At 58.7% G+C, this 22004-nt stretch carries 20 protein-coding genes and 1 pseudogene; 8 read left to right on the top strand and 13 right to left on the bottom strand.

Annotated elements, in window-relative coordinates:
* Nucleotides 1–120: 120 nt before the first annotated feature.
* Complete coding sequence (locus tag ACYZTW_RS15345) at nt 121–309, top strand: hypothetical protein (RefSeq protein ID WP_008024801.1); 189 nt, start codon at nt 121–123, stop codon at nt 307–309.
* Between the two features lie 18 nt (nt 310–327).
* Here the strand turns inward: ACYZTW_RS15345 and ACYZTW_RS15350 are convergent, their stop codons facing one another.
* Nucleotides 328–699, bottom strand: a complete 372-nt coding sequence (locus ACYZTW_RS15350) for a fe2+ zn2+ uptake regulation protein (protein ID WP_462005583.1) — start codon at nt 697–699, stop codon at nt 328–330.
* A 244-nt stretch (nt 700–943) separates the two neighbouring features.
* Between ACYZTW_RS15350 and ACYZTW_RS15355 the strand changes: the two are divergent.
* A pseudogene (locus ACYZTW_RS15355) lies at nt 944–1315 on the top strand (penicillin acylase family protein); the annotation flags it as partial.
* A gap of 156 nt (nt 1316–1471) precedes the next feature.
* Here the strand turns inward: ACYZTW_RS15355 and ACYZTW_RS15360 are convergent.
* Both ACYZTW_RS15360 and ACYZTW_RS15365 read right to left on the bottom strand, forming a co-directional pair.
* Nucleotides 1472–2473: a FecR family protein gene (locus ACYZTW_RS15360; protein WP_462005584.1), complete on the bottom strand. Its 1002-nt coding sequence runs from the start codon at nt 2471–2473 to the stop codon at nt 1472–1474.
* Between the two features lie 98 nt (nt 2474–2571).
* A complete protein-coding gene (locus tag ACYZTW_RS15365; RefSeq protein ID WP_462005585.1) occupies nt 2572–7428 on the bottom strand; it encodes a dermonecrotic toxin domain-containing protein in 4857 nt (1618 codons plus the stop codon).
* A 231-nt stretch (nt 7429–7659) separates the two neighbouring features.
* On the opposite strand from ACYZTW_RS15365, the gene ACYZTW_RS15370 reads away from it, so the two are divergent.
* Nucleotides 7660–8700, top strand: coding sequence for an Ldh family oxidoreductase (locus tag ACYZTW_RS15370; RefSeq protein WP_462005586.1), 1041 nt, complete (start codon nt 7660–7662; stop codon nt 8698–8700).
* Nucleotides 8701–9003: 303 nt separating this feature from the next.
* On the opposite strand, the gene ACYZTW_RS15375 is transcribed toward ACYZTW_RS15370, so the two are convergent.
* Nucleotides 9004–9321, bottom strand: a complete 318-nt coding sequence (locus tag ACYZTW_RS15375) for an ElaB/YgaM/YqjD family protein (RefSeq protein WP_056739945.1) — start codon at nt 9319–9321, stop codon at nt 9004–9006.
* Between the two features lie 165 nt (nt 9322–9486).
* Between ACYZTW_RS15375 and ACYZTW_RS15380 the strand changes: the two genes are divergently transcribed.
* Nucleotides 9487–9738 carry a hypothetical protein gene (locus ACYZTW_RS15380; RefSeq protein WP_282379433.1) on the top strand — a complete coding sequence of 84 codons (252 nt, stop codon included), beginning with the start codon at nt 9487–9489 and terminating at the stop codon, nt 9736–9738.
* Nucleotides 9739–9839: 101 nt separating this feature from the next.
* Here the strand turns inward: ACYZTW_RS15380 and ACYZTW_RS15385 are convergent, their stop codons facing one another.
* Entirely contained in the window at nt 9840–10754 is a 915-nt protein-coding gene (locus ACYZTW_RS15385) for a LysR family transcriptional regulator (RefSeq protein ID WP_462005764.1), read from the bottom strand.
* Nucleotides 10755–10839: 85 nt separating this feature from the next.
* Between ACYZTW_RS15385 and ACYZTW_RS15390 the strand changes: the two genes are divergently transcribed.
* Entirely contained in the window at nt 10840–11763 is a 924-nt protein-coding gene (locus ACYZTW_RS15390) for a carbon-nitrogen hydrolase family protein (protein WP_462005587.1), read from the top strand.
* A gap of 129 nt (nt 11764–11892) precedes the next feature.
* Here ACYZTW_RS15390 and ACYZTW_RS15395 read toward each other — a convergent pair whose 3' ends face one another.
* The 8 genes from ACYZTW_RS15395 to ACYZTW_RS15430 all read right to left on the bottom strand — a co-directional run bounded on the left by ACYZTW_RS15395 (nt 11893) and on the right by ACYZTW_RS15430 (nt 19341).
* Nucleotides 11893–12438 (bottom strand): GNAT family N-acetyltransferase, encoded by a 546-nt coding sequence (locus ACYZTW_RS15395; protein WP_462005588.1) that lies wholly within the window; start codon nt 12436–12438, stop codon nt 11893–11895.
* 27 nt (nt 12439–12465) lie between these two features.
* A complete protein-coding gene (locus ACYZTW_RS15400) occupies nt 12466–12939 on the bottom strand; it encodes an LEA/WHy family protein (protein WP_462005589.1) in 474 nt (157 codons plus the stop codon).
* Nucleotides 12940–13075: 136 nt separating this feature from the next.
* On the bottom strand, nt 13076–14155 hold the full coding sequence (locus ACYZTW_RS15405; protein ID WP_462005590.1) for a nucleoside hydrolase: 1080 nt from the start codon (nt 14153–14155) through the stop codon (nt 13076–13078).
* A gap of 171 nt (nt 14156–14326) precedes the next feature.
* Entirely contained in the window at nt 14327–15637 is a 1311-nt protein-coding gene (locus tag ACYZTW_RS15410) for an MFS transporter (RefSeq protein WP_462005591.1), read from the bottom strand.
* Between the two features lie 336 nt (nt 15638–15973).
* Nucleotides 15974–16606, bottom strand: coding sequence for an N-carbamoylsarcosine amidohydrolase (locus ACYZTW_RS15415; protein ID WP_462005592.1), 633 nt, complete (start codon nt 16604–16606; stop codon nt 15974–15976).
* A gap of 12 nt (nt 16607–16618) precedes the next feature.
* On the bottom strand, nt 16619–17371 hold the full coding sequence (locus tag ACYZTW_RS15420; RefSeq protein WP_462005593.1) for a maleate cis-trans isomerase family protein: 753 nt from the start codon (nt 17369–17371) through the stop codon (nt 16619–16621).
* 18 nt (nt 17372–17389) lie between these two features.
* Entirely contained in the window at nt 17390–18196 is an 807-nt protein-coding gene (locus ACYZTW_RS15425) for an alpha/beta fold hydrolase (RefSeq protein WP_462005594.1), read from the bottom strand.
* Nucleotides 18193–19341: an FAD-dependent monooxygenase gene (locus tag ACYZTW_RS15430; protein ID WP_008149895.1), complete on the bottom strand. Its 1149-nt coding sequence runs from the start codon at nt 19339–19341 to the stop codon at nt 18193–18195. The genes ACYZTW_RS15425 and ACYZTW_RS15430 overlap by 4 nt, the downstream gene beginning before the upstream one ends.
* Before the next feature lie 312 nt (nt 19342–19653).
* On the opposite strand from ACYZTW_RS15430, the gene ACYZTW_RS15435 reads away from it, so the two are divergent.
* The 3 genes from ACYZTW_RS15435 to ACYZTW_RS15445 all read left to right on the top strand — a co-directional run bounded on the left by ACYZTW_RS15435 (nt 19654) and on the right by ACYZTW_RS15445 (nt 21991).
* On the top strand, nt 19654–20706 hold the full coding sequence (locus ACYZTW_RS15435; RefSeq protein ID WP_462005595.1) for a 2,5-dihydroxypyridine 5,6-dioxygenase: 1053 nt from the start codon (nt 19654–19656) through the stop codon (nt 20704–20706).
* 164 nt (nt 20707–20870) lie between these two features.
* Nucleotides 20871–21353, top strand: a complete 483-nt coding sequence (locus ACYZTW_RS15440) for a MarR family winged helix-turn-helix transcriptional regulator (RefSeq protein ID WP_462005765.1) — start codon at nt 20871–20873, stop codon at nt 21351–21353.
* A gap of 161 nt (nt 21354–21514) precedes the next feature.
* On the top strand, nt 21515–21991 hold the full coding sequence (locus tag ACYZTW_RS15445) for a (2Fe-2S)-binding protein (RefSeq protein ID WP_462005596.1): 477 nt from the start codon (nt 21515–21517) through the stop codon (nt 21989–21991).
* The last annotated feature ends 13 nt before the right edge of the window (nt 21992–22004 follow it).

The raw sequence follows: 22004 nt of genomic DNA on the forward strand, positions 1-22004 counted from the left end.
AAACTCTTCATCGGCTGTAACATGAGACCCCGTTTGTAGCGTCCCATCCCCGGAGAAAGGTAGGGGCTTGGCATGCGTTCTGATACAAACCGGATACATTTTCAGGTTCAGGAACTCGCAATGACTCAGTCGCAACGTTTGAAATACTCGATTCTGATCTCCCTCGTGGTGTTGGGGATCATGTTCGGCCTTTCGTATCTGCAAAACGCAGGCGTCATCAGCGAGAAGCTGTTTCAGTACATCGCCATCGGTGTGGCGGTGATCGTGGTGGTGATCAATGGCGTGATGCGTCGCAAGGTAAAACCCTGAGTGACGCAGCCAAGCTGATTACTCGCGATGGAGCATGGCTACAGCGTCCGGATGCAGGCTGTAGCTTTTGTCCGGATTGAGCGTGATCACGCCTTCGCTGCACAAGCGTTTCAACACTTCCCGCACACTGAGAAAGGACAGGGGAATATCCAGGTCCAGCAAGTGGCTGTGCACGCCACGCACGCCAAGGCTACGGTCGCTTTCGGCGGCGCTCAGCAAGGCGTCGATGACTTTGAGGCGGATCAGACTGGTTCGCAGACCATAGCTTTTGAGCAGTAACCTGATCCGCTCGTTGCCATTGCGCTCACTGCGTTGACTGAAAACACCGGAGCCCATGGCAGAGCCCTTTGGCGCATTGCTACCGTCCGTTGGCAGTTGCGAGTTGTACATGCAAAAACTCCTTTTCCGAGCCGGCCAGGAAATGTGATGGGTGCTCTCAATCAATAAGACGTACGAGCAGGGCAAATAATGAAGCCCCGAATGTAGAAATTTTGTCGCCATCACGTCAGTGGCCTGTGAGATGGCCGTGAAAAGCGCCTTTCAGGGCCTAAATTTTTGTCATTTGTTTCGTTCCTAGGGAAAGGCGCAGTGCGTGTATGACGCAGGGTGTTTGTCTTTTCGATCAGGAGCGAGCGTGATTATTTCCAGGCAGTTAACCAGGTTGAGCCTTGCGGGTATTTTTCTGGGCTTAAGTCTTGCGGCAAACGCACGCAGTCAGCCGGAGCTGGCGAGCGCCGACATTCGCCGGACCAGTTTCGGCGTGCCGCATATCCGTGCCGACAACGAGCGCGGACTCGGTTATGGCATTGGTTATGCCTACGCTCAGGACAACCTGTGCCTGCTGGCCAATGAGATCACCACTGTGAACGGCGAACGTTCACGGTATTTCGGCCCGGACCCGTTCACGGTCGAAGAGCGCAAAAACCTGGTCAGCGATCTGTTTTTCAATTGGCTGAACACGCCACAGGCCGTCTCCGGTTTCTGGCAGGCGCAAACCCCGCCAGTATGTTGCCGTTCACCGAACAGCAGATCACGTCTGATCCGCAATACCAGGTTCAGACGATCCGCGAGCAGGATGAAAAAGCCGGGAAGGTGGCCGCACAGTCACACTGATAGCGCTTGAACCAGGAATGAAGGCCGCACCCCGCAAGGGTCGCGGCCTTCAGCTTTTTGGGGCTTGTTGCGGTATGGAATTGAGGACCGGATTGCCGTCCTTGTTGCGGGTCAGATAGACCGGCAATACCTTGGGCAGGGAAGCCACCAGGTTGTTGAGCTCATTGATGTTGTAGATGCCGCCGATACGAATCGAGCCGGTGCTGTTGTCGGCCACCATCACCGGTTTGGTCAAGTAGCGATTGATCAATGGCAGCGCATCGGTCAGCGCCAGATCATCGAGCACCAGTTTTCCGCTGCGCCACGCCAGTGAGTTGTCATTGTCGTAGGTCTGACTGATCCGGGGAGTGAAGTCGCCGCGTCTATAGCTCGCCTGCATCGCTGGCTCGAGGCGCAAGCCTTCTCCCGTCAGGGCATCATTGCTGCTGACCAGCACCGAACCTTCAATCAGGTTCACCCGTACCTGATCTTCATACATCCAGACGTTGAATTTGGTTCCGGTGACGCGAATCCGGCCTTCGGCCGCGTTGACAATGAAGGGGTGTCGAGTGTCGTGACTGACGCTGAAGAAGGCTTCGCCTTTTTTCAGCGTGATCCGACGTTGATCCCTGTAGTTGCTGAACGTCAGCTCACTGCCCAGGTTCAGTTCCACCTGACTGCCATCGCTCAGGGTGACCTGGCGGACATTGTCGTTCGCCTCGAAATGTTGGTACGAATTGGGTAGCCAGCCCAGGTTCCAGCCGCTATAGGCCGCCAGTGGTAACGCCATGGCGCAAACCGCGGCCGCGATACCGAAGGTGCGCCAAGGCGATGCAGGTTTGGCGCGAGCCACCGGTATCACGGTTTCGGGACGTGGCAGGTCACCCGCGACATCCCAGATCTCCAGCATGGCCTCGTACTCGAACGCATGAAGCGGATGAGCGTCACGCCATTGCTCGAATGCCAGCCGCTCTTGAGCAGTGCAATCGTTGGCGTGCAGACGCATGCACCAATGCGCAGCGGCATCGGTGACAGCGTCGTATTCGGCTTGCGAGAGAGGGTTGTCGGTCATTGACTCATCCTGATTTCCTGCATTCTAACCTTGAGGGGAAGTCTGCGAGAACAACCGTCATGGCAATTACCCATCAACTGGGTATTTATTTTTCTGATTCACGGGGTGCTGGCGTGCAGTTGGCGGCCCAAATGGCTGATTAGCCATGCAACGCTGTCGGCGTTGCCGAGTTGTACCTTGAGCCTGACCAGTGGATCTCTCTTGAAAATTTTGCGGGCACCGCTCAGGTTTTCTTCGCCGGTCAAGGTCAATATATGTTTTTTTACCCGATCAGTATTTTCATAAGAAGTGCTGCCCAGATCCTCCCATACACCGGTATCAGCATCCTCGGTCATGAACAGCTGAGTCAGGGGTGTCTTGATCGAGAGTGCGGTGTCCTGAAGGGTGGTCAACGCCTCCTTGAGGTCACTGGCGGTTGCGCTGGTCGTTTCAATCAGATGGGAGAATGGTCTGCCGGAATCGAGGTAAGCAATGTCTTCGGTGTCGCAGACAATATGGGAAAGCTCATGAATAAGGGTTGCTGCTCGAGCATGGGCGTTGATAGGAAAGGCAGGGTCGCCAAGATGTGGGCGGTAGAGGTCGTAACCGGTGTCGAAAAACTTTTCTGCCAGATAAATTTTCCGCTTTGCATCCTTTGGAACGGTGAAACCGAATGAAGATGCCGCGCCACTGACCAGCCTGCCGACTGCAAAACGACGGGTCTTCGGCTTTCTGAGTGAGGGGTCCAACAAGGCCGCAAAAATGTCGCTCACGACTTTTTCAAGCTGCTCCACATGCGCGGATTGCACTTGCGGCACATCAATAAAATCCATGATGAGTTGATGCACGGGGGTAACCGTCTTGTCGGAAGACTTCAGCAATTGCAGGTTTCGAAAGCAGTTCCAGGCATAGGTGGTTGCCAAGTCCAGCGCTTCGTCAATCTGACGAGCCTTTTGCGGAAACAGTCGACGGATTTCGGGCATTCCATTGGCTTCGACGTTCATGCCTTTCCAAACCGAAAATGCGGTGCGCAACCGATGGCCGATACTGAAACGGGGCGCTGGCGTTTCCCTATCCAGAACCCATTGTTTCGACACGTTCTGACTCAGCCGAGGACCACGAATTTTTGTGTCAGCGATGCGCCAGCGTGTGCCGAACTTTGCGACCGGGTATACCTTTCCCTCAACCGGTGCGTAGGTTTTTTTTGTCGTCGGATGGGTATAGAACCCAAGACTTTTATCTAGTGTGAGCGAATCCAGATCGACATCGATGCTTTCATGACGCTTCAACTGCGTACGCTCGGGTGCAGTAATGTCAATGTTCTGCCATTTGAACCGGGTATCGGGCGTTTCTGGCGCAGGTGCGCTTGGCGTAGAAGATGGCTTCGCTTGCGCTTGCAGCGATTGTCGCAACGTGGCGAGTTGTGCAATGCCGCTGATGAATTCTTTTAGCGCGGGCCCCCATTTGTGCGTTTGAAGGTCTTCGGCGGATTGCTTGATCTCGCGATAACTGCGCCACACGGTGATGGGGTAGGCGAGTTTGCCGATGAAGAGCGAGTATGCCTCGCGCAGGTCTTCGCCCAGCACGTCCTTGATGGTTGCCCATTCGCCTTGCGTTTTGTCATCGGACTGGCAAACGAGCAATCGGGCCAGCAGCGCAGCGTTATCATCGAACAAGTGCTTGAACAGACTCCCCTTGATCGGGTTGGACGCCAATGTGACATCGGCTTCGCGATTATCGTTGGCCGGCGGTGCGGCCCTGGCGATACGGGGGCTGTTGGTCGCCATTCGGTTTTCCAGCAGTATCCGGTCAGCTTGCGGCAGATTCATGAGTACCCAATCGAGCAGCGAACCGCGGGTCTTCAGCTCTGTCAGCAATTGTTTTTCGTTTTCATATTCTTTCACCCCGTGGCGAGGGCTGTGAGGCGCGACGAGGACCTGTGGCGCGGTGCTATCGGCCGATGAGCCGATCAGATAGACACCTGGCACTTTGATCGTCTGTTTGCTCTTGATGCCCAGGAACTCAAGTGGGCGGATGATCGCGTGGGCGCCGTCGACTGCCGCGCGGGCGATGGCGTCGGGCATGTCCATGACTTGCTGAATCAGATCAAACCCCGTCTCGCTCAGGCGCTCCTGCAGTTTTTCCGTGTGGGCGTAATGCATTAGCTGCCAGGGTAATTGGGTGTAAAACCGCTTCCTGCGGTCCGTTGCGTTCGCCTGGGTGTCTGCCAAGGCTTCGTTCAATGTTTTCTGCTGATGTTCGCCCAACTTCAAGTTTCGTATCAGTTCTCTGATGTAGCTTTGGTCCATTTTCTCGGGAATCTCGGTGCTATCAAGCGACACCAGTTTGAAATGGGTTTTATCCAGATCCTTGAAATGGGTCAGTGCAAAGTCGGTCAGGGTCAGGGTGCTGGCCGCAGACCTCGAACGTTTGTCGATCCGTATCTGGACATGGTCCGGATCGATGTCGAAGGTGTCAGCCTTGAGTTGTTTTTCAAGTTCATGGTGCGCCGTGCGCGCCAGGGAGCGTATGCCAGTGAGGTAGTCCTGGTTGTCGGTGATGTTGTTGAGGTATTGCTGAAGCAACTCCGCATGCAGTACCTGGTCTTGAATGGACGCCTTGGCCAGCCATGCCGGCAGTTTTTGCTGGGTCGTCAGGGATTGGGCAATGTCCGTCGCACGGTCTAACCCCGTCATCGGTTGACGCAGTGCCACCAGCTTCAGAAGACTGGCCAGGTTCGTCTCGGGCAGCTTCGTGGCCAGCGCACGGGTGACGCACGCCTCGTCCAGTTGGACATAGGGTCTTTGCACGTGATCGAGAAAATGCTCATCTATTCGCTGCAGTGGCGCCAGGGTGTAAGTCTGACCAGGCAATCGCTCGCTACGACCAAGGTTCTCCAGAAGGGTGGTGCGAGCACCGTCGTCCTTGAGGCGCCGTCCCAGCTCGGTCAGCAACGGTACCAATGCCTTGTAGGGTTCAAATCCCAACGCAGGCGTCCACAAAATCGCCTTGCCCGAATGCAACGGGTCCAGGCCTCCTCGTTCAGTCAACACAAAACAACTGGCCAGTTTCAACGGGGCCGTAGCGTCGCCTGCCTTCAGCGCCAAGGAAAATACGTCCGGCAGAAAACCGTTCAATGCAGCTCGCTGCAAGCGTACCGGGGTATCGAGCACGGTGTTGATGATTGCCTGTTCCGTCGCACCCAGGGTGCGTGTGACGGTGTGCAACTTCAATTCACTGCGCAATGCCGTTGACAGGGTGTGAGTGAAACTCGATTGCAAGCTCCCGAGCGACGAATTGACGATGAGCTGCACCTCGGCAACAGTGCGGGTTGTTGCGGGAATGACCGGGTGGTTTTCGAGGAGTTGGTCGAGCGCCTGCTCAACGGAGGAGAGTCGTGCCAGCTGCTCTTTGGCCGACTCGGCACGCACGGTGGCCGGTTGCGCGCTCCAACGCTGGTCGGCGTGTGTACTCCAACGTCCTGCAGCATCGGCAGCCAGCAGTCGGTCATCGATCAGTCCCCGGACATCCAGTGCCTTGTCGATCAAGGCATGGGGATCCTGTGTACCTTCGCTTTGACGGTAACGGCTCAGCGCGTGGGATAGGTTCTCCTGTTGTTTGCCAAGGATGTCGTCCATCAAATGCTCAAACACCGGGCCGATGATCGGTGCACCGACAATGACGCGCTCATCCGGCTCCAACGAAAGAAACGTGCCGCGTTCATCCAAAGACATGAAGTTGAGTAGCGTGTCTTCATGCCCTTCGCTTTTCATCATCTCCAGGACGATTTTCCTGACAGCGGGCAGGTCGCTTGTTGCCTCGATGCCTCTGGACTGGGTGTGCAGAAAGCCCAAGGTGTCGCTACTGCCGATCATCAAGGTTGAGGCAAGCTCCGCGTAATGCTTGAAGGGGGCGGTGACACGCACTTTTTCGATACGAAGAGGATCGTCGGTGGCAGGTTCGAGGCTGACATTCATCAGTCGCAGGTATTCCGGCGTCGTTAAAACACGATCCTGACGCTGATGTAAAAGTTTCACGTGAAAGGTGTCGCGCAAACCCTCGGTAAAAAACGCCGAGCGTGACTGTCCGTTGCTCATCGGTGTGTTCCAGAACGTCTTGAGCAGGCTTTGCAAGTGAGGTGTAAAACTTTGCGCGATCTCTTTTATGGCGCTTTCCCAGGCCTGGTTATCGGTGTCGCTGCTCACACTGTGTACGGGATTGGAAAAAACCCTGGAATCGCCAGTCGGCCACTGGTTGGTCAGGTAGTAATGCAGGAGGGCATCGCTCAGTGACTGCGAGGAAAGCGTGTGCTGGTAGTCGCTGCCGTCGAAGGCTGAAATCGTATTGACGATGTTCTTCAGTCGAGTAAGGCGCTGGTCCAGTTTGGGGAACGGCTTGTGCAACGCGGTCTTGAGGGTCTCGTCCAGCATCGATTGCAGTGTTGGCAGCTTGACCAGCTCGCCCATCATCGTCTTGATGTTCTGAGCCTGATTGCGCTCGAGGGTGAGCTTCTGGTCCTGGAATACCGCACCTTCGATTGCTTGCGTGGAAATGTCTGGCGCAGTGGCGGCGGGTAAAGCGTTGCGTTGTTCGATGGAGAGAAAGCGCAGTAGTTCTCGCTTGTCGGTGGCCTGCGCCAACCACTCCTTGAGCTTGCTTTTGAGGTCGCCCATGTCCGCGAATTTGATCAGGCCTTTCCACGGTGTGTAGAGCGTGACTTCTCCATTCTTGGGCCGGCTCATGGCAAAGGCGCCGGCCAAGGGGATATCAGACACGCTTAAAAGCAGCTGATCTACGTACATGGGCTGGGTGTTGGTACTGGCCGTACGGGCTTCATGGGTCGGTAGATAAACACCCTTCAACCACTTCAGGTCATCCAGCGTGAAATTCAGCGCTTTCTCGCGATCACCGGGCTGTTTGGCATTGGATGCACGTTCTGCTTCGTCGAAAAAATACGGCAGTGGGGGAGCAATCATGGTTTTTCCTCGATGTGCTGCGATCGGCGGGTAATCGCATGCCGTTGGATTGAGGAAAAACAGTACGGCCAGTGGAAGGCTCGGGTGCGGTACATATTGCTTGATCCGAACAGGCTGTCGAGACTTGACAGGACGACGGTAAAACAGCGCTTAATCGACAACTGTTTTGGGTTGCCCTGCAACCTCGCTTCACCCTGTTGCCCGTACTCAATAATAAAACTGGAGCTTCAGATGACCGCAACGCCCGAAATGGCCGTCAGTTCGAACACTCAAACGCTCGATTTCGACGCGCTCGTTCTTTTGCTTGAGCAGATTTTTCAGCGCCATGGCACCTCCGCCGAGGTGGCCAGGACACTGGCCCTCAACTGCGCCGGTGCCGAGCGCGATGGCGCCCATAGCCATGGCGTGTTCCGCATTCCCGGTTACGTGTCGACGCTCAAGAGCGGCTGGGTCAATGGCCAAGCCGTGCCGGTGGTCGAGGACGTGGCTTCGGGCTTTATCCGGGTCGACGCCGGCAATGGTTTCGCCCAGCCGGCCCTCGCGGCAGCACGCGCACTGTTGGTGGAAAAGGCCCGCAGTGCCGGCATTGCGGTGCTGGCGATTCGTAATTCCCACCATTTCGCCGCCTTGTGGCCGGATGTCGAGCCCTTCGCCTATGAAGGGCTCGTCGCGCTGAGCGTGGTCAACAGCATGACCTGCGTGGTGCCGCACGGTGCCGATCGTCCGCTGTTCGGGACCAACCCGATTGCTTTCGCCGCCCCTCGGGCTGACGGCGATCCGATTGTTTTCGACCTGGCGACCAGCGCCATTGCCCATGGCGATGTGCAGATCGCCGCCCGCAAGGGCGAGCGTTTGCCGCCGGGCATGGGGGTGGACGGTCTCGGCCAGCCGACCCAGGACCCGAAAGCGATTCTTGAGGGCGGCGCATTGCTGCCGTTTGGCGGGCATAAAGGTTCGGCGCTGTCGATGATGGTGGAGCTGTTGGCGGCGGCGTTGACCGGCGGCAATTTTTCCTTCGAGTTCGATTGGTCGAACCATCCGGGCGCCAAGACGCCGTGGACGGGCCAACTGTTGATTGTGATTGACCCGAGCAAGGCGGCCGGCCAGAACTTTGCCGAGCGCAGCCAGGAATTGGTCCGGCAGATGCACGGTGTGGGACTCAAGCGTCTACCAGGTGATCGACGTCACTACCAGCGGGCCAAGTCCAGCACCGAAGGCATCCGGCTCGATGCTCAGACGTTGGCGAGTTTGCGGGAATTGGCCGGGCTCTGAGGTCTACATAAAACCCGGGCATGAAAAAGGCGGCTGCGTGCTTAATGCCAATCAGTTAAGTGATTTCAGCCACGACACTCTTTGTAGCAGCTGCCGAGCCCGCGAGGCTGCGTTCGGTTCGGGCCGCGTTCGGACGAAGCAGTCGTGAGTCCGGCTGACGCGGTATGCCTGACGTACTGCAATGACTGATTTTACGACTGCTACGCAGCCGAACGCAGCCTCGCGGGCTCGGCAGCTGCTACAGATCGCGTTACGGTTTAACTGACTGGCATAAGCGACGTGCTCGCCTTTTTTATCGATCGCTTACCGCCGGCCCAGCAACAAACCGACCACCAGGCCGAAACCCGCAGAGATCGCCACGGTTTGCCACGGATGACCACCGATGTAGGTTTCAGTGGCTTCGACCGCAGGTTTGGTCCGGTCACGAACGCGGGTGACGGAATCCCGAGCTTGCTGAAGTTTCTGGGCGATTTGCCCACGAAGTGTGTCCGCTTCCTCACCGACGAGCGAGGCACTGCTTTTGAGCAGTTTCTCCGACTCTTCGATCAGGGCCTGAAGTTCGCTGAAGGCCTGATCCTTTATTTGATCTTCAGCGACTTGTGCGGCGGTTTTCCGGGCCATTGGGGTACTCCTTGCAGGTAAATGGACAGTGAACAATGGAGTCTGTCGTCAGCGAAAAAGTTGCAGTGGATTTTCCCGTTGACCCAACCCTGAAGAAAAATCCTGAGTCGGACATTTCTTCCTACAGTGTAAGATGTCGCCTATTTTACGCAGCAGGTAACTTCCATGAGCTTCAATCTGGCCGACAAACCCCTTGCCGAGCGCGCTGCGCTGGAAGATGAGAAATCCCGTCTGTTCGACCTCTGGCAAAGCAACCTGGGCAAGTCCAAGGGCGAGGCCGCGCGGTTGTTCGGCGAACGCGCCAAGCGCAAAGGCAAATGGTCCGAGTGGGTCCGTGCCGAACTGGACGGCATGTCGCCCCCGGAGTTCGCGAACATGGTGCGCAGCGAGATCAATCGCCTCATGGCTGCCAAGTAACCTGAACTCGACACACATCTCTGTAGGAGCTGTCGCAGGCTGCGATCTTTTGATTTTGCTTTTTTAAAACAAGATCAAAAGATCGCAGCTTGCGGCAGCTCCTACGCGCTCGCAAAGCTCGCGACAATCGCTTCCCGTACTTTCAGCACCACCGGATCGAGCTGCGTACTGGTGCGCCAGCCCAGTTCGATCGGATATCGCGGCAACGCCAGAGGGCAGGGCAGCAGTGCCAGTCCGCTGAGCGCTGCAATGCTTTGGGCCGCATGGGCCGGAATGGTCGCCACGGCCTGACTGCCCTTGAGCAAGTGCGGCAATGCCGCAAAGTGTGTGGTCGAAGCGCATACCCGCCGAGTCAACCCCAGCGCCGCCAGCCCCTCATCGGTGATCCCGATAAAGCCACCCGACGACACCAGAATGTGTTCGCGGGCGACGAACTCATCAAGGCTAAGGGTCTGCTGTCCTTCGGCCAGGCTGAGCGGGTCCACCAGGCACAGATAACCGCCTTCTCCCAGCACCTGGCGGCTGAGCAAACGCTCGGCAAACCCGCCTGCGGTGATCGCCAGATCGATGCTGCGTTCCATCAACGCCTGGGCGACGATCTGGCTGTGGGTCTGACGGAAGATCAGCCGGAGCTTCGGCGCGACGCGGGCGATTTCCACGATCAGCCGGCGCCCATAAGCAATTTCGAAATCATCGGACATACCCACGGTCACCGAGCGCCCGTCGTAATGGTGGGCGGCCGGATCGACCATCGCCAGGCTCTGCCGGCATTTGTTCAGGGCATCGCTGACCACCGGTTTCAACTGGTTGGCCCTGAGTGTGGGCGCGAGTCCACGGCCGGTGCGCACGAACAACTGATCGCCATACACCTCGCGAAGCCTTCGCAGTGCGGCGCTGACGGCTGATTGCGTCACGCCCAGACGCAACGCGGCCCGGCTGGCGCTGGACTCTTCGTGCAGCGCTTCGAACACTTTCAGTAAGTTGAGATCGACGGTGGCGATATTCATTTGGTTTATATCATTCAGCAGTGAACGGGGCTTTATTCATGATCCCGTCGCGTCTGAGAATGAGCAACACCTCATTGCTTTCGGAGTTACTGCGATGCCCAAGTCAATCGTTGCTGCACTGCAAATCGGCTCTTTACCCGGCGGCAAAGCCGAGACCCTGCAACAGATCCTTACCTGGGAAAGCGCGATTATTGAATCCGGCACTGCGCTGGTGGTCATGCCTGAAGCGTTGCTCGGCGGTTATCCCAAAGGCGAGGGCTTTGGTACGCAACTGGGTTATCGACTGCCGGAAGGGCGTGAAGCCTTTGCCCGGTATTTCGCCAATGCGATTGACGTGCCGGGCGCGGAAACCGAAGCGTTGGCCGGGCTGTCAGCGCGCACCGGCGCCAACCTGGTGATCGGTGTCATCGAACGCGCCGGCAGCACGTTGTACTGCACCGCGTTGTATTTCGATCCGCAGGCCGGGCTCGTCGCCAAGCACCGTAAACTGATGCCCACCGGCACCGAGCGGTTGATTTGGGGTAAAGGCGATGGCTCGACGTTGCCGGTGATCGACAGTCAGGTCGGGCGGATCGGTGCGGTAATTTGCTGGGAAAACATGATGCCGATGCTACGCACCGCGATGTACGCCAAAGGCGTGGAGGTCTGGTGCGCGCCAACGGTGGATGAGCGGGAAATGTGGCAGGTCAGCATGCGCCATATCGCCCATGAAGGACGCTGCTTTGTGGTCAGCGCCTGTCAGGTTCAGGATTCACCGCGCGCCTTGGGTGTGGAGGTTGCCAACTGGCCGGCGGACCGGCCGTTGATCGCCGGTGGCAGCGTGATCGTCGGGCCGATGGGCGACATTCTGGCGGGACCCCTGCGTGACAGCGCCGGTTTGCTTACCGCAGAAATCGACACCGATGATTTGATTCGCGCCCGTTACGACTACGACGTGGTCGGGCACTACGCGCGCCCGGATGTCTTCGAACTGACAGTAGATGAGCGCGCCAAACCTGGCGTCCGTTTCAACACATAACCCCTGTGGGAGCGAGCCTGCTCGCGAAGACGGCGGCACACCCAATATTGATGTGACTGACACAGCGCATTCGTCGGAACGCCGCCCGGAGCCGGCTCGCTCCCACATTGGATCTCCCACATTGGATTTTCAGTGTTGTTGCAGCCACTCTTCACGGGTGATTTCCCAAAGGTCTCTGGGGAATCGCCCGCTGACGAAGTCGCCCTCATCGCTGCGGATCAGGCGCATCCCCGTACGTTCCGAGAGTTTGCGCGAGCCGATGTTGGGCGCCGCTTTCGGTACCCGCATCACGGACCGGCCGAGTGTTTCGAACCAGTACTCGGTGACGGCCGCACCGGCTTCGGTCATCAAGCCCCGGCCTTGCCATTTTGGTCCTAGCCAGAAGCCACGGTTGTTGTCCTGTTCATCCATCAGGCTGACATTGCCGATCAGTTGCTCAGGCGCCGACTTCAAACGAATCGACCAGTGCCACTCTTTGCCGGCGGCAATCGCCGGCAACGCGATGTCACGTAGATAGGTCAGTGCGCCGTCGGCAGGGTACGGCCAAGGAACCAGGGCGTTCAGATAACGCACCACTTCCCAGTGCGGGAACTGTTGCTGGATGGCGTCGGCGTCGGACCATTCCAGTGGACGAAGGATCAGGCGTTCGGTGTAGAGCGTGGGTGTGGCTTCCATGTTTGTTGTCGCTCCTTGGGTCGTGACTTACCAGGTGCCGGTAGTCGACGTTGGCAGGCTGAGTTTGCCACTGTCCACGAAACGCAGGGTGCCGAACACGCCGCCCGCGAGTTTGCCGCGCAGGGTGTAGGGCAGGTTGTCGAGGGTTTGGGTTTTGCTCAGGCCCAGTGTCTGACGCAGCACTGAGAACGCCGAAACGCTGACCGGCACCGTCAGCACAGTTTCGGAAAAGCGTGCAATCGAGCCCGATTGATCGCTGACACCGGAGGCGAGTGGCTGGCCATTGACCTCCAGGTCCAGGGCCACGCCGTTGTAGTCGATCGCGGTTTCATTGGGATTTTGCACGCGTATTTTCACGGCAAAGCGTACTTCCATGTCCTGGCTTTGCAACGGCTCGATGCCGACCACGTTGATGTTCAGCGGGTCGCGATTGGGGAACAGGGCGCAGGCGCTCAGGGAGAGCAACAGCAACGAGAGGGATAAAGCGAGGAGTCTGCGCATGAAGGGTTCTCGACAGAAAAGGGACCGAACCGCTGACGGCTCGACCCTTGAGCAACGTTCAGCGGTTCAACTGTGCGACCACGCTCACTGTGAGGGGTTCGCCGCAAGCTGTCACTTCTTCATGAGCGGCGCGGCATCAGCTGCCTTTGACCGGCGTCGGCAAGGTCACAAGATTCACATAATCATCCCAGAACTGCTTCTGGTCGATGGCAAACACCACCTTGGCTTTTTGCGTGCCCACCGGTGGACTTTTCTTGTAACCCAGGGCACGACCGTAGTCGGCACCGAACTGGGCATTGACATCGACCCACAACTCGCGGGATTCGGTGACGATGCCCGGCTCGACCAGAAACAGGGCCGGCAGGCTGTCCCAGGTAAAACTGTGATAGCCGGGGTCTTTGCTGAACAACGGAGCGAATTCGTGTGTGTACAGATCGGCAATCGGTCCCGGCCGGGCGATGACGCGCTGGTAGATCGAGGCATCGAAGGTGACCTTTTCGCACACATCGTTGGGGAAAATGATGTGTTCGATGGGTGAGCGCAGGACGATCTTCGCCGCCTCGGGGTCGAACCACCAGTTGAATTCGGCGGCCGGTGTGGTGTTGCCCGGAATCTCGATGGCCCCGCCCATGTACACGATACGTTTGATCAACGGCACGATGTCAGGGGCGGAGCGAATGGCCAGGGCGATGTTGGTCAGCGGGCCGACCGCCAGCAACGTCACCTCATGGGGATTGGCGCGCACGCTGTCGACGATGAACTGGGCGGCGGTTTCCTTGCGCAATGCGGTGTGATTCGCCAGGCCATCCGGCGGGGCGATCAGTTGCGCGGCGGACGTCGGAGGCGGCGCCTTGAAAGCACCCGGCCAGCCGGCCCCGAACAGGGCTTTTTCCTGCGGGTAGGTGGCGAAGTCATGAAGTAACGGGTAGGCCGCGCCGGAATACACGCCGACGTCCTTTTCCACACCCATCCGCTCTACCGCCTTGAGGGCATCCACCTGTTCCTGGTCGACCCAGGCGTTGCCGCTGACCAGGGTCATGCCGAGCAGGTCGATGCGTTTCTGGGCGTGGAGTTGGGCGAGCATGATGAAGGCCTGGCCATCATCGTTGAGCACGTTGAAGTCGGTGTCGAAGATGACTTTTTCCGCCGCTTGCAGGGAACCGGCACAGAGGCCGGCAGCGACAAGCAGAGCACAGCGTTTGATGAAACCTTGCATGGAAATTCACCTGAGAATGGATGTTCAAGGGCCTTTGTAGCAGCTGCCGAAGGCTGCGTTCGGCGGCGCAGCCGTCGTAAAACCAGTCACCGCGGTGTATCCGATAAATCGCGGTGGGCCGATCAACGACGGCTGCGCCGCCGAACGCAGGCTACGCCAGCTGCTACAGGGTCAGCGGTTGACCAGTTTGGCCGGCAAGGCGATCACCAGAAAGCTGCTGAGAATCAGGCAGCCGGCAAAGAACCACAGCGCGCCGGCGCTGCTGCCGGTGACGTCGATGGCGACCCCCATCAGCGAGTTGCTGACCAGCCCGGCGATGTTCGCCAACGAGCAGGCGAGGGCGAAGCCGGTGGCCGCCGCGGTGCCTTTGAGAAAGGTCGCCGGCAGACTGAAGAACACCGGCACCGCGCCGATGATCGCCGCCGACGCGACGGCGAACAGTGCCACGGTCGCCACCACGTTGTGGACGAAGAATGGCGCACTGGCCATGGCGGCGGCGCCCACCAGAAACGGCACGATGATGTGCCAGCGACGTTCGCGGTGTTTGTCGGAGCTGGCGCCGATCAACAGCATGCCCAACAACGCGGCGATGCTCGGCAGCGCCGTGAGTACGCCGATGTGGAACGTGTCGACGATGCCTGCATTGCGGATGAAGGTCGGCATCCAGAAACCCATGGCATAGGCACTGAGCAGGATCGAGAAGTCGATCCCGCCGAGCATCCAGACTTTCAGGTTGAAGAAGCCGTCGCGAAAACTGTGTTTGCTGTCCCCGCCACTGGCCTCATCAGCGCGCAGTTCTTGCTCCAGCAGGTTTTTTTCATCGTCGTTGAGCCATTTGGCCTGGCGATAATTGTTGGGCAGGGCCCAGAAGGTCAGCACGCCCAGCATGACACTCGGTACCGCTTCGATGAGGAACAGCCATTGCCAGCCATGCAGGCCGCCAAAGTTATCGAAATAGCCCATGACCCAGCCGGACAGCGGGCCGCCAATGACGCTGGACAGCGGCAGGCCGATCATGAATAAGGCGATGATGCGGCCCCGTCGATAGGTCGGGAACCAGGTCGTTAGGTAATACAGAACGCCGGGCAGAAAACCGGCTTCGGCGGCACCGAGCAAGAAGCGCAGGATGTAGAACTGAGTGGTGGACGTTACGAGCATGGTGCAGGCCGACAGCAGGCCCCAGGTGATCATGATGCGGGCGATCCAGATCTTGGCACCGACTTTCTCCAGCACCAGGTTGCTCGGCACCTCGAACAGGATGTAGCCGACAAAAAACAGGCCGGCACCGAGGCCGAAGGCGGTTTCGCTGAAGTGCAGTTGATCGAGCATCTGCAGTTTGGCGAAGCCGATATTGATCCGGTCGAGGTACGCGGCCAGGTAGCAGAAGCACAGGAAAGGGATCAGCTTCCAGGTGATCTTGTGGTAAAGCGCTTGAATCGGGTCGGCGACCGTGGTCGCAGGTGCTGCATTCGCAATGGGCATCGGGTGTCTCCTGGCGGTGACTTATGGTTTTTATACAGCCGCTTTTTTCCAGCGCTCTGGCGCGCTGTAGCAAGCGACGTCCAAAGGCAGTGTCAGAAGACTGGGCGCTCGCTCGTGGGCGAGTTGGGCTCAGTTTTTTTCGTTTGGGTTTTGGCCAGGGTTGTTCAAGAGGAGCGCTTTGCGCTCATCGCGAGCAGGCTCGCTCTCACATTCGACCGCGATCCACTGTGGGAGCGAGCCTGCTCGCGATAAGGTCTGCAAGACCTTCCGATCAGACAACGCCTGGCTTAAACCCGACAAGACCTACGCTCTATGGCGTGGTTCTCGTGGCACGCATTACCTTTTTTCGAAGTGGGCGATCGCCTCCTGCTTGCTGACGACATCGCCGTACTTGCTGTCGATATCGAACAGGTTGGCTTCATGGGGCGCCGAATGCCGGTCGCCGACGCACTCGCGCACGACGATGGTGCGAAAACCGTGTTGTACGGCGTCCACCGCTGTCGCCCGAATGCAGCCGCTGGTGGAGCAACCGGCCAGCACCACGGTGTCGATGCCTTGAGCGTGCAGCATCGGGGCCAGGCTGCTGCCGAAAAAGGCACTGGCGTATTGCTTGCTGATCACCACTTCATCCTCCAGGGGCAATACCTCATCGCAAAACGCCGCCAAGGGGTTGCCCTCGACCATGTCTTTCATCACCGGGGCTTTTTTAACCCAGATGCCACCGTCGGCGAAATGGCCGGGATGGTAACGGATATTGGTGTGCACCACCGGGATGCCCTGACGACGGGCGCTAGCCAACAGCTCAACACTTTCGGCCACGGCACTGACCACGCCGGGTGCGAACAGCGGCGCCCCTTCGGTGGTGTAGCCGCGCATGAAGTCGATCATCAGCAACGCGGCTTTCTGGCCGAAACCGATGCGCTGGCCCCACACACCCTGATAGTTGTCGTTGGCGGTTTGTTCGCTCATGTCGCTCACCTCTTAATAGGCGCCGGAGAGCAGGGCGCCCGCACCGGGAACAATCGGTTCCAGGTCCAGGGCCTTGAGCATGGCGTAGGTGGTGGCAATGGCGGCGGTGAGCACCGGTTTTCCGGTTTGCGCTTCGACTTGCGCCACCACGGGCAGTGACTGCATCTGCACGCAGGCCGAGAGCACGATCACGTCGACGCCTTCCAGGTTCATGCCGGCCACGATGCCCGGCAGATTCGCCGGATCGTGACGGGCCACGGCGAGGTTGTCGGGAATTTCCAGTGCGCGCCAGTCCACGACTTCGAAGCCTTCTGCGCGTATGTAATCCACCACCAGTTCGGTGAGGGGTTTCATGTACGGCGCGACGATAGCGATGCGTTTGGCGCCCAGCACTTTCAGGCCTTCAATCAAAGCCCCGGCGCTGGTAATGACCGGCGCGTTGCCGTCGTTATCGGCGGTGGCCTTGCGCAGCCGTTGCTCGGATTGGCGGTGATAACCCAGACCCATGGCCATGATCGCCACCAGGCACGCGTAACCCAATACGTCGACCTTGGCGTCGGACAATTCCACGGCACAGCGGTCGGATTCGCCGTCCATCGCCGCCAGCTCTTCCTTGCGCACTTGCTTCATGCGCATGCGGCTGGAGTGAAAGGTGAAGCGTTCCGGGCGGATCAACTGACGCGCGGTGAGCATCGCCGGGATCTCGGTTTCCATGGTGGTGTTGGAGCTCGGCACGATCTGGCCGATGCGGTAAGGCGTGAGCATAAAAGTCTCCGGATTCGATTAGTTCAGGCGTGGGCCAAGGAAATCACCGAAGGCGCTGAAGAAGCCGTCGAGGTCATCCCAGGGAATCATGTGCCCGGCGTTTTCGACGTGGACACTGCGAATGTTCGGTTGCAGGTCGAGGATTTCCGCTTCGTCCTCGGGCTGAATAACACCACCACGGCCGGCGATCATCAGTAACGCCGGGGCCTGGAGTTTCGGCAGGTCCTGATGGAAGTCCACCTCATGGAAATCGTTGAAAGCCCTGACGATCGCTGGCTCGTAGCAGGTGTGCAGCCACTCGGCGCGCAGTTGCAATTGTTCCTCGGTCCAGGTGGCGCAGAAGGCGCGCATCGCCTCGGCATCCATCCCGATCAAGGACTGGCGGATCGAGTCGACGTACCACGGCAGTTTGCTCGGGTACTCACGCCGGCCAGGGCCGGACACCGGTGGATCGATCAATACCAGGCGGTTCACGCCGGCCGGATGCCGCACCGCGCTGCGCACGGCAAAACGGGCGCCCATGGAATGACCGACCAAGTGGTAGTTGTCGAGCTTCATGGCTTGGGCGAACGCACCGATGTCGTCGGCGCAGGCGTCAGCGCTGTAGTTCAGCTCGGGCCCGGTGGAGGAGAGGCCGCGACCGCGAACGTCGAGCACGTAGGTGTCGAAATGCTCGCCGAGTCGTTCCGCGACAAACCCCCAGGTGATCGCCGGGCTGGTGATGCCGGGTATCAACACCAGCGACGGGCCTTTGCCGCCGTAGCGCAGGTAGTGTTGGCGAATGCCGTTGGCCTGGACGTTACCGCCATGGATGAACGTACTCACGCGGCTACCCCCGATTTCAGCGGCTGGGCGTACAGGTCATAGCCGTAAACCCAGGCCGGATCTTCCTGGGTGCGAAGCCAGGTGTTGGCGTTGGACACGGACTGCACGCGGGAGGCGCGTTCCTTGCGGTTGGCTTCATAGAGTTCGAACGCAGTGCGGTAATCCCCGAGCCCGGTTTCCTGCAGGCAACGGGTGAGCATCGCGGCGTCTTCGATGGCCATGCCGGCGCCCTGGGCCATGTGCGGCTTCATCGGGTGGCACGCGTCACCCAGCAACACCAGTCGCCCACGGCTCCACAGCGGTAGCGGGTTGCGGTTGCGCAACGGCCATTTGGTGACGCTTTCGGTGGACTCGATCAGCGCCTGAACGGTGGGGTGATACCCCTGGAACGCCTCAAACATTTCTTCGCGGCTGCTGTCGACGAACGCACCCTGGAAATCCCACTCCGGGTGCGGCACGCCGGTGACGTAGTAGTACTCGTCGCGCTTGCCGGTGGTGTAGTAGACCATCATGTGCCGGTCCTCGGTCCACCACTTGATGCAGTCTTCGAACTTCAAATCGTATTTGGCCAGTTGATCGCCACGGATCAGCGCGCGGTGTGCCACCCAACCGCTGTACAGCGGTTTTTCCGCGCCGAGCAACTCTTCACGAATCTTCGAATTGATGCCGTCGGCGCCGATGACGATGTCGGCGTAGGTCACTTCGCCATCGCTGAAGGTCAGGCGCACCTGGCTGTCGGTTTCTTCGAGGGTTTCCAGGCGTTTGTTGAAGTGCACGGTGCCGGGTTTGATCGTCGACATTTGCAGGGCGTGCAGGTCGCCGCGGTGCACGGTGATGTAGGACGCGCCGTATTCCTTGCGAGCGAAATCCCCCAGCGGGATGCGTGACAAGTAATCGCCACTCAAGCCGTCACGACTGAACCAGTGATCCGGGTGCGAACCCATCAGGTCGAGCTGTTGCTCGATGCCCATGCGCCGGAAGATTTTCATGATGTTGGGACCCATGTGAATCCCGGCGCCGAGGCGGGAGAACTCAGGTGCCTGTTCGTAGATGTCCACCTCAAACCCGGCTTGTTGCAGCAGCGTCGCAGCGGCTGCACCGCCCAGACCCGCACCGACGATGGCGATTTTCTGTGTTCTTGCCATGGGGCTTGTTCCTCTTCTTCGAATGGTCGCTGGCTGTGTCGCCGCTAGGTTTTTAAAGTGTATACGCTATATTCTTTAAAAAGAAAGAGCGGCTGGGGAAAAATAATTTTCAGGCTTGTTTGTCTGTAGTCACCATATGTAACCCGTAAATAGTGGATATGTGTGGGTTTGTAACGTTGTGGTCTGGCGCTTGCAGTCAGCCTGCTTTTAGGGTCTTATCGTTAACAAATGGCGTATACGCTATAAAAATGCACTAGAGTGAGGCGAGGCGCCTCGACTTGGTGCGCAGCAGGCGATTGAGGAGACAGGAAAATGCCGGTAAGCGATTGCGAATTGACCCAGATGTTCGAACACGTGTTGAAGCTGTCGAAGGTCGACCCGACCCAGAGCGTCGCCGTGCTCAAGAGCCACTATTCGAACCCGCGCACCGTGCGCGCCGCGATGGATGCAGCCCAGCGGCTGGGGGCCAAGGTCTATGCGGTGGAATTGCCTTCGTTCAACCACCCAACCGCCATGGGCAATGACATGACGGCTTACTGCGGCGACACCGCGTTGACCGGCAATATCGCGGCGCAGCGGGCGCTGGAAGCGGCAGACTTGATCGTCGACACGATGATGCTGCTGCACTCGCCGGAACAGGAGCAGATCCTCAAGACTGGCACGCGAATTCTGTTGGCCGTCGAACCGCCGGAAGTCCTGGCGCGAATGCTGCCGACCGAGGCTGACAAGGTGCGGGTAATGACGGCGGAGCAAGTGCTCAAACAGGCCAAATCAATCCATGTCACCTCCCGCGCCGGCAGCAATTTCCGCGCCGCGCTGGGGCAATATCCTTCCGTCACCGAGTACGGATTCGCCGATGAGCCGGGGCGCTGGGACCACTGGCCAAGCGGCTTTCTGTTCTCCTGGCCCAACGAAGAAACCGCCGAGGGCGTGTTGGTGCTGGATGTCGGCGACATTCTGCTGCCGTTCAAGAACTACACCCGGGAGAAGATCACCCTGGAAATCGAGAAGGGCTTCATCACCTCGATCCATGGCGGTTTTGAGGCCGAATACCTGCGTGACTACATGAAGTACTTCAACGATCCCGAGGTCTACGGCATCTCCCACATTGGCTGGGGCTTGCAGCCACGGGCGCAGTGGACGGCCATGGGGTTGCACGACAAAAACGATGGCATGTGCATGGATGCTCGGGCGTTCTACGGCAACTTCCTGTTCTCCACCGGACCGAATACCGAAGTCGGTGGCACCCGCAAAACCCCGTGTCACCTGGATATTCCACTGCGCCATTGCGATGTGTATCTGGATGATTTGGCGGTAGTGATCGGTGGGGACGTGGTCGCACCTGAGGCGTCCCGAGTCCCCTGAAATCAAATGTGTATGTGTTTGCTGAAACGCTGAAACCTGTAGGAGCAAGGCTTGCCCGCGATGGCGATCTCAAGTGCGCTATCGCGGGCAAGCCTTGCTCCTACGAAAAGCGGTTCAGGTGTTTGCCCAAACCGCTCTTGAGTCCACCCGCCAACCTGTCCATCATGCCTTCCCACCACTTTTCCCCTTTCGAGCCTGTCGTGTCAGAAACTCCTGATTTTTCCTACGTTTTCTCCGAACAAGTCGGGCATTTGCTCCGCAAGGCCTATCAACGGCACATGGCGATTTTTCAGCAGAACGTCGGCGACTCCCAGCTCACCGCGGTGCAGTTCGTTACCCTGTGCGCCGTGCGTGATCACGGCCCCAGTTCGTTGACTGAACTGGTCAAAGCCACCGCCGTGGACCAGGCAACCATTCGCGGCATCGTCGAGCGGCTCAAGGCCCGGGAACTGATCACCCTTGAACCCGACCCGCAGGACCGGCGCAAAGTCATTGTCGGCCTGTCCGAAGCCGGCGATCGACTGGTGCAGCAAACCGTGCCTTGTGCCGGGAAAATCACTGAGCTGACCATGAGCAACCTCAACCCGGCAGAGCGGGTCGCCGTGCTGTTTTTGCTGCGCAAAATGATCGACGACCCACAGGACTGATCAGCCCGTTCGGCCTTTGGCACTGTTTTTGCTCTCTTTTCATGTAGTAACCACTTCACCACTCGAGTGTGTCGCGACGCCACAAACTGATGCTGGCCCGCGACCTTTTCTTCGACCTTTTGGTGTAGTGGATACTTCATCAACTGAAGCAGGCGAAGCGAATGACAAGCCAGGAAATCACGGTAGCGCTTGAGGTCAACGGCCATACCACCACCGTCACCGCAATGGCGGATACGCCGTTATTGCTGATCCTGCGCAATGACCTGCAACTCAACGGCCCCAAGTACGGTTGCGGCCTGGGCGAGTGCGGCGCGTGCACGGTGATCATCGATGGTGTGGCGGCGCGCTCCTGCGTCTTTCCGCTGGCTGGCGCAGTCGACCGGCAGATCGTCACCCTCGAAGGGCTCGGCAACCGCGCCAATCCGCACCCGGTGCAACAAGCCTTTATCGACGAGCAGGCGGCGCAATGCGGCTATTGCCTCAACGGCATGATCATGACGGCCAAGGCCTTGCTCGACCGCATCCCGCACCCCAGCGAAACCCAGATTCGCAACGAGCTGTCGGCCAACCTTTGCCGTTGCGGCACCCATATCGAAATCCTCCGCGCGGTGCTGCGTGCCGCCCGTCAAACGCCTTGAACGTGGATCGATG

It is taken from the genome of Pseudomonas sp. LB3P25 (assembly GCF_054897985.1).

Bases quoted from the DNA above. Each gene is read 5' to 3' on its own strand.
- ACYZTW_RS15435 (WP_462005595.1), top strand. From the start codon at position 19,654: ATGCCGGTAAGCGATTGCGAATTGACCCAGATGTTCGAACACGTGTTG.
- ACYZTW_RS15345 (WP_008024801.1), top strand. From the start codon at position 121: ATGACTCAGTCGCAACGTTTGAAATACTCGATTCTGATCTCCCTCGTG.
- ACYZTW_RS15380 (WP_282379433.1), top strand. From the start codon at position 9,487: ATGAGCTTCAATCTGGCCGACAAACCCCTTGCCGAGCGCGCTGCGCTG.
- ACYZTW_RS15430 (WP_008149895.1), bottom strand. From the start codon at position 19,341: ATGGCAAGAACACAGAAAATCGCCATCGTCGGTGCGGGTCTGGGCGGT.
- ACYZTW_RS15360 (WP_462005584.1), bottom strand. From the start codon at position 2,473: ATGACCGACAACCCTCTCTCGCAAGCCGAATACGACGCTGTCACCGAT.
- ACYZTW_RS15400 (WP_462005589.1), bottom strand. From the start codon at position 12,939: ATGCGCAGACTCCTCGCTTTATCCCTCTCGTTGCTGTTGCTCTCCCTG.
- ACYZTW_RS15420 (WP_462005593.1), bottom strand. From the start codon at position 17,371: ATGCTCACGCCTTACCGCATCGGCCAGATCGTGCCGAGCTCCAACACC.
- ACYZTW_RS15390 (WP_462005587.1), top strand. From the start codon at position 10,840: ATGCCCAAGTCAATCGTTGCTGCACTGCAAATCGGCTCTTTACCCGGC.
- ACYZTW_RS15415 (WP_462005592.1), bottom strand. From the start codon at position 16,606: ATGAGCGAACAAACCGCCAACGACAACTATCAGGGTGTGTGGGGCCAG.
- ACYZTW_RS15410 (WP_462005591.1), bottom strand. From the start codon at position 15,637: ATGCCCATTGCGAATGCAGCACCTGCGACCACGGTCGCCGACCCGATT.
- ACYZTW_RS15350 (WP_462005583.1), bottom strand. From the start codon at position 699: ATGTACAACTCGCAACTGCCAACGGACGGTAGCAATGCGCCAAAGGGC.
- ACYZTW_RS15365 (WP_462005585.1), bottom strand. From the start codon at position 7,428: ATGATTGCTCCCCCACTGCCGTATTTTTTCGACGAAGCAGAACGTGCA.
- ACYZTW_RS15395 (WP_462005588.1), bottom strand. From the start codon at position 12,438: ATGGAAGCCACACCCACGCTCTACACCGAACGCCTGATCCTTCGTCCA.
- ACYZTW_RS15445 (WP_462005596.1), top strand. From the start codon at position 21,515: ATGACAAGCCAGGAAATCACGGTAGCGCTTGAGGTCAACGGCCATACC.
- ACYZTW_RS15440 (WP_462005765.1), top strand. From the start codon at position 20,871: ATGCCTTCCCACCACTTTTCCCCTTTCGAGCCTGTCGTGTCAGAAACT.
- ACYZTW_RS15370 (WP_462005586.1), top strand. From the start codon at position 7,660: ATGACCGCAACGCCCGAAATGGCCGTCAGTTCGAACACTCAAACGCTC.
- ACYZTW_RS15405 (WP_462005590.1), bottom strand. From the start codon at position 14,155: ATGCAAGGTTTCATCAAACGCTGTGCTCTGCTTGTCGCTGCCGGCCTC.
- ACYZTW_RS15375 (WP_056739945.1), bottom strand. From the start codon at position 9,321: ATGGCCCGGAAAACCGCCGCACAAGTCGCTGAAGATCAAATAAAGGAT.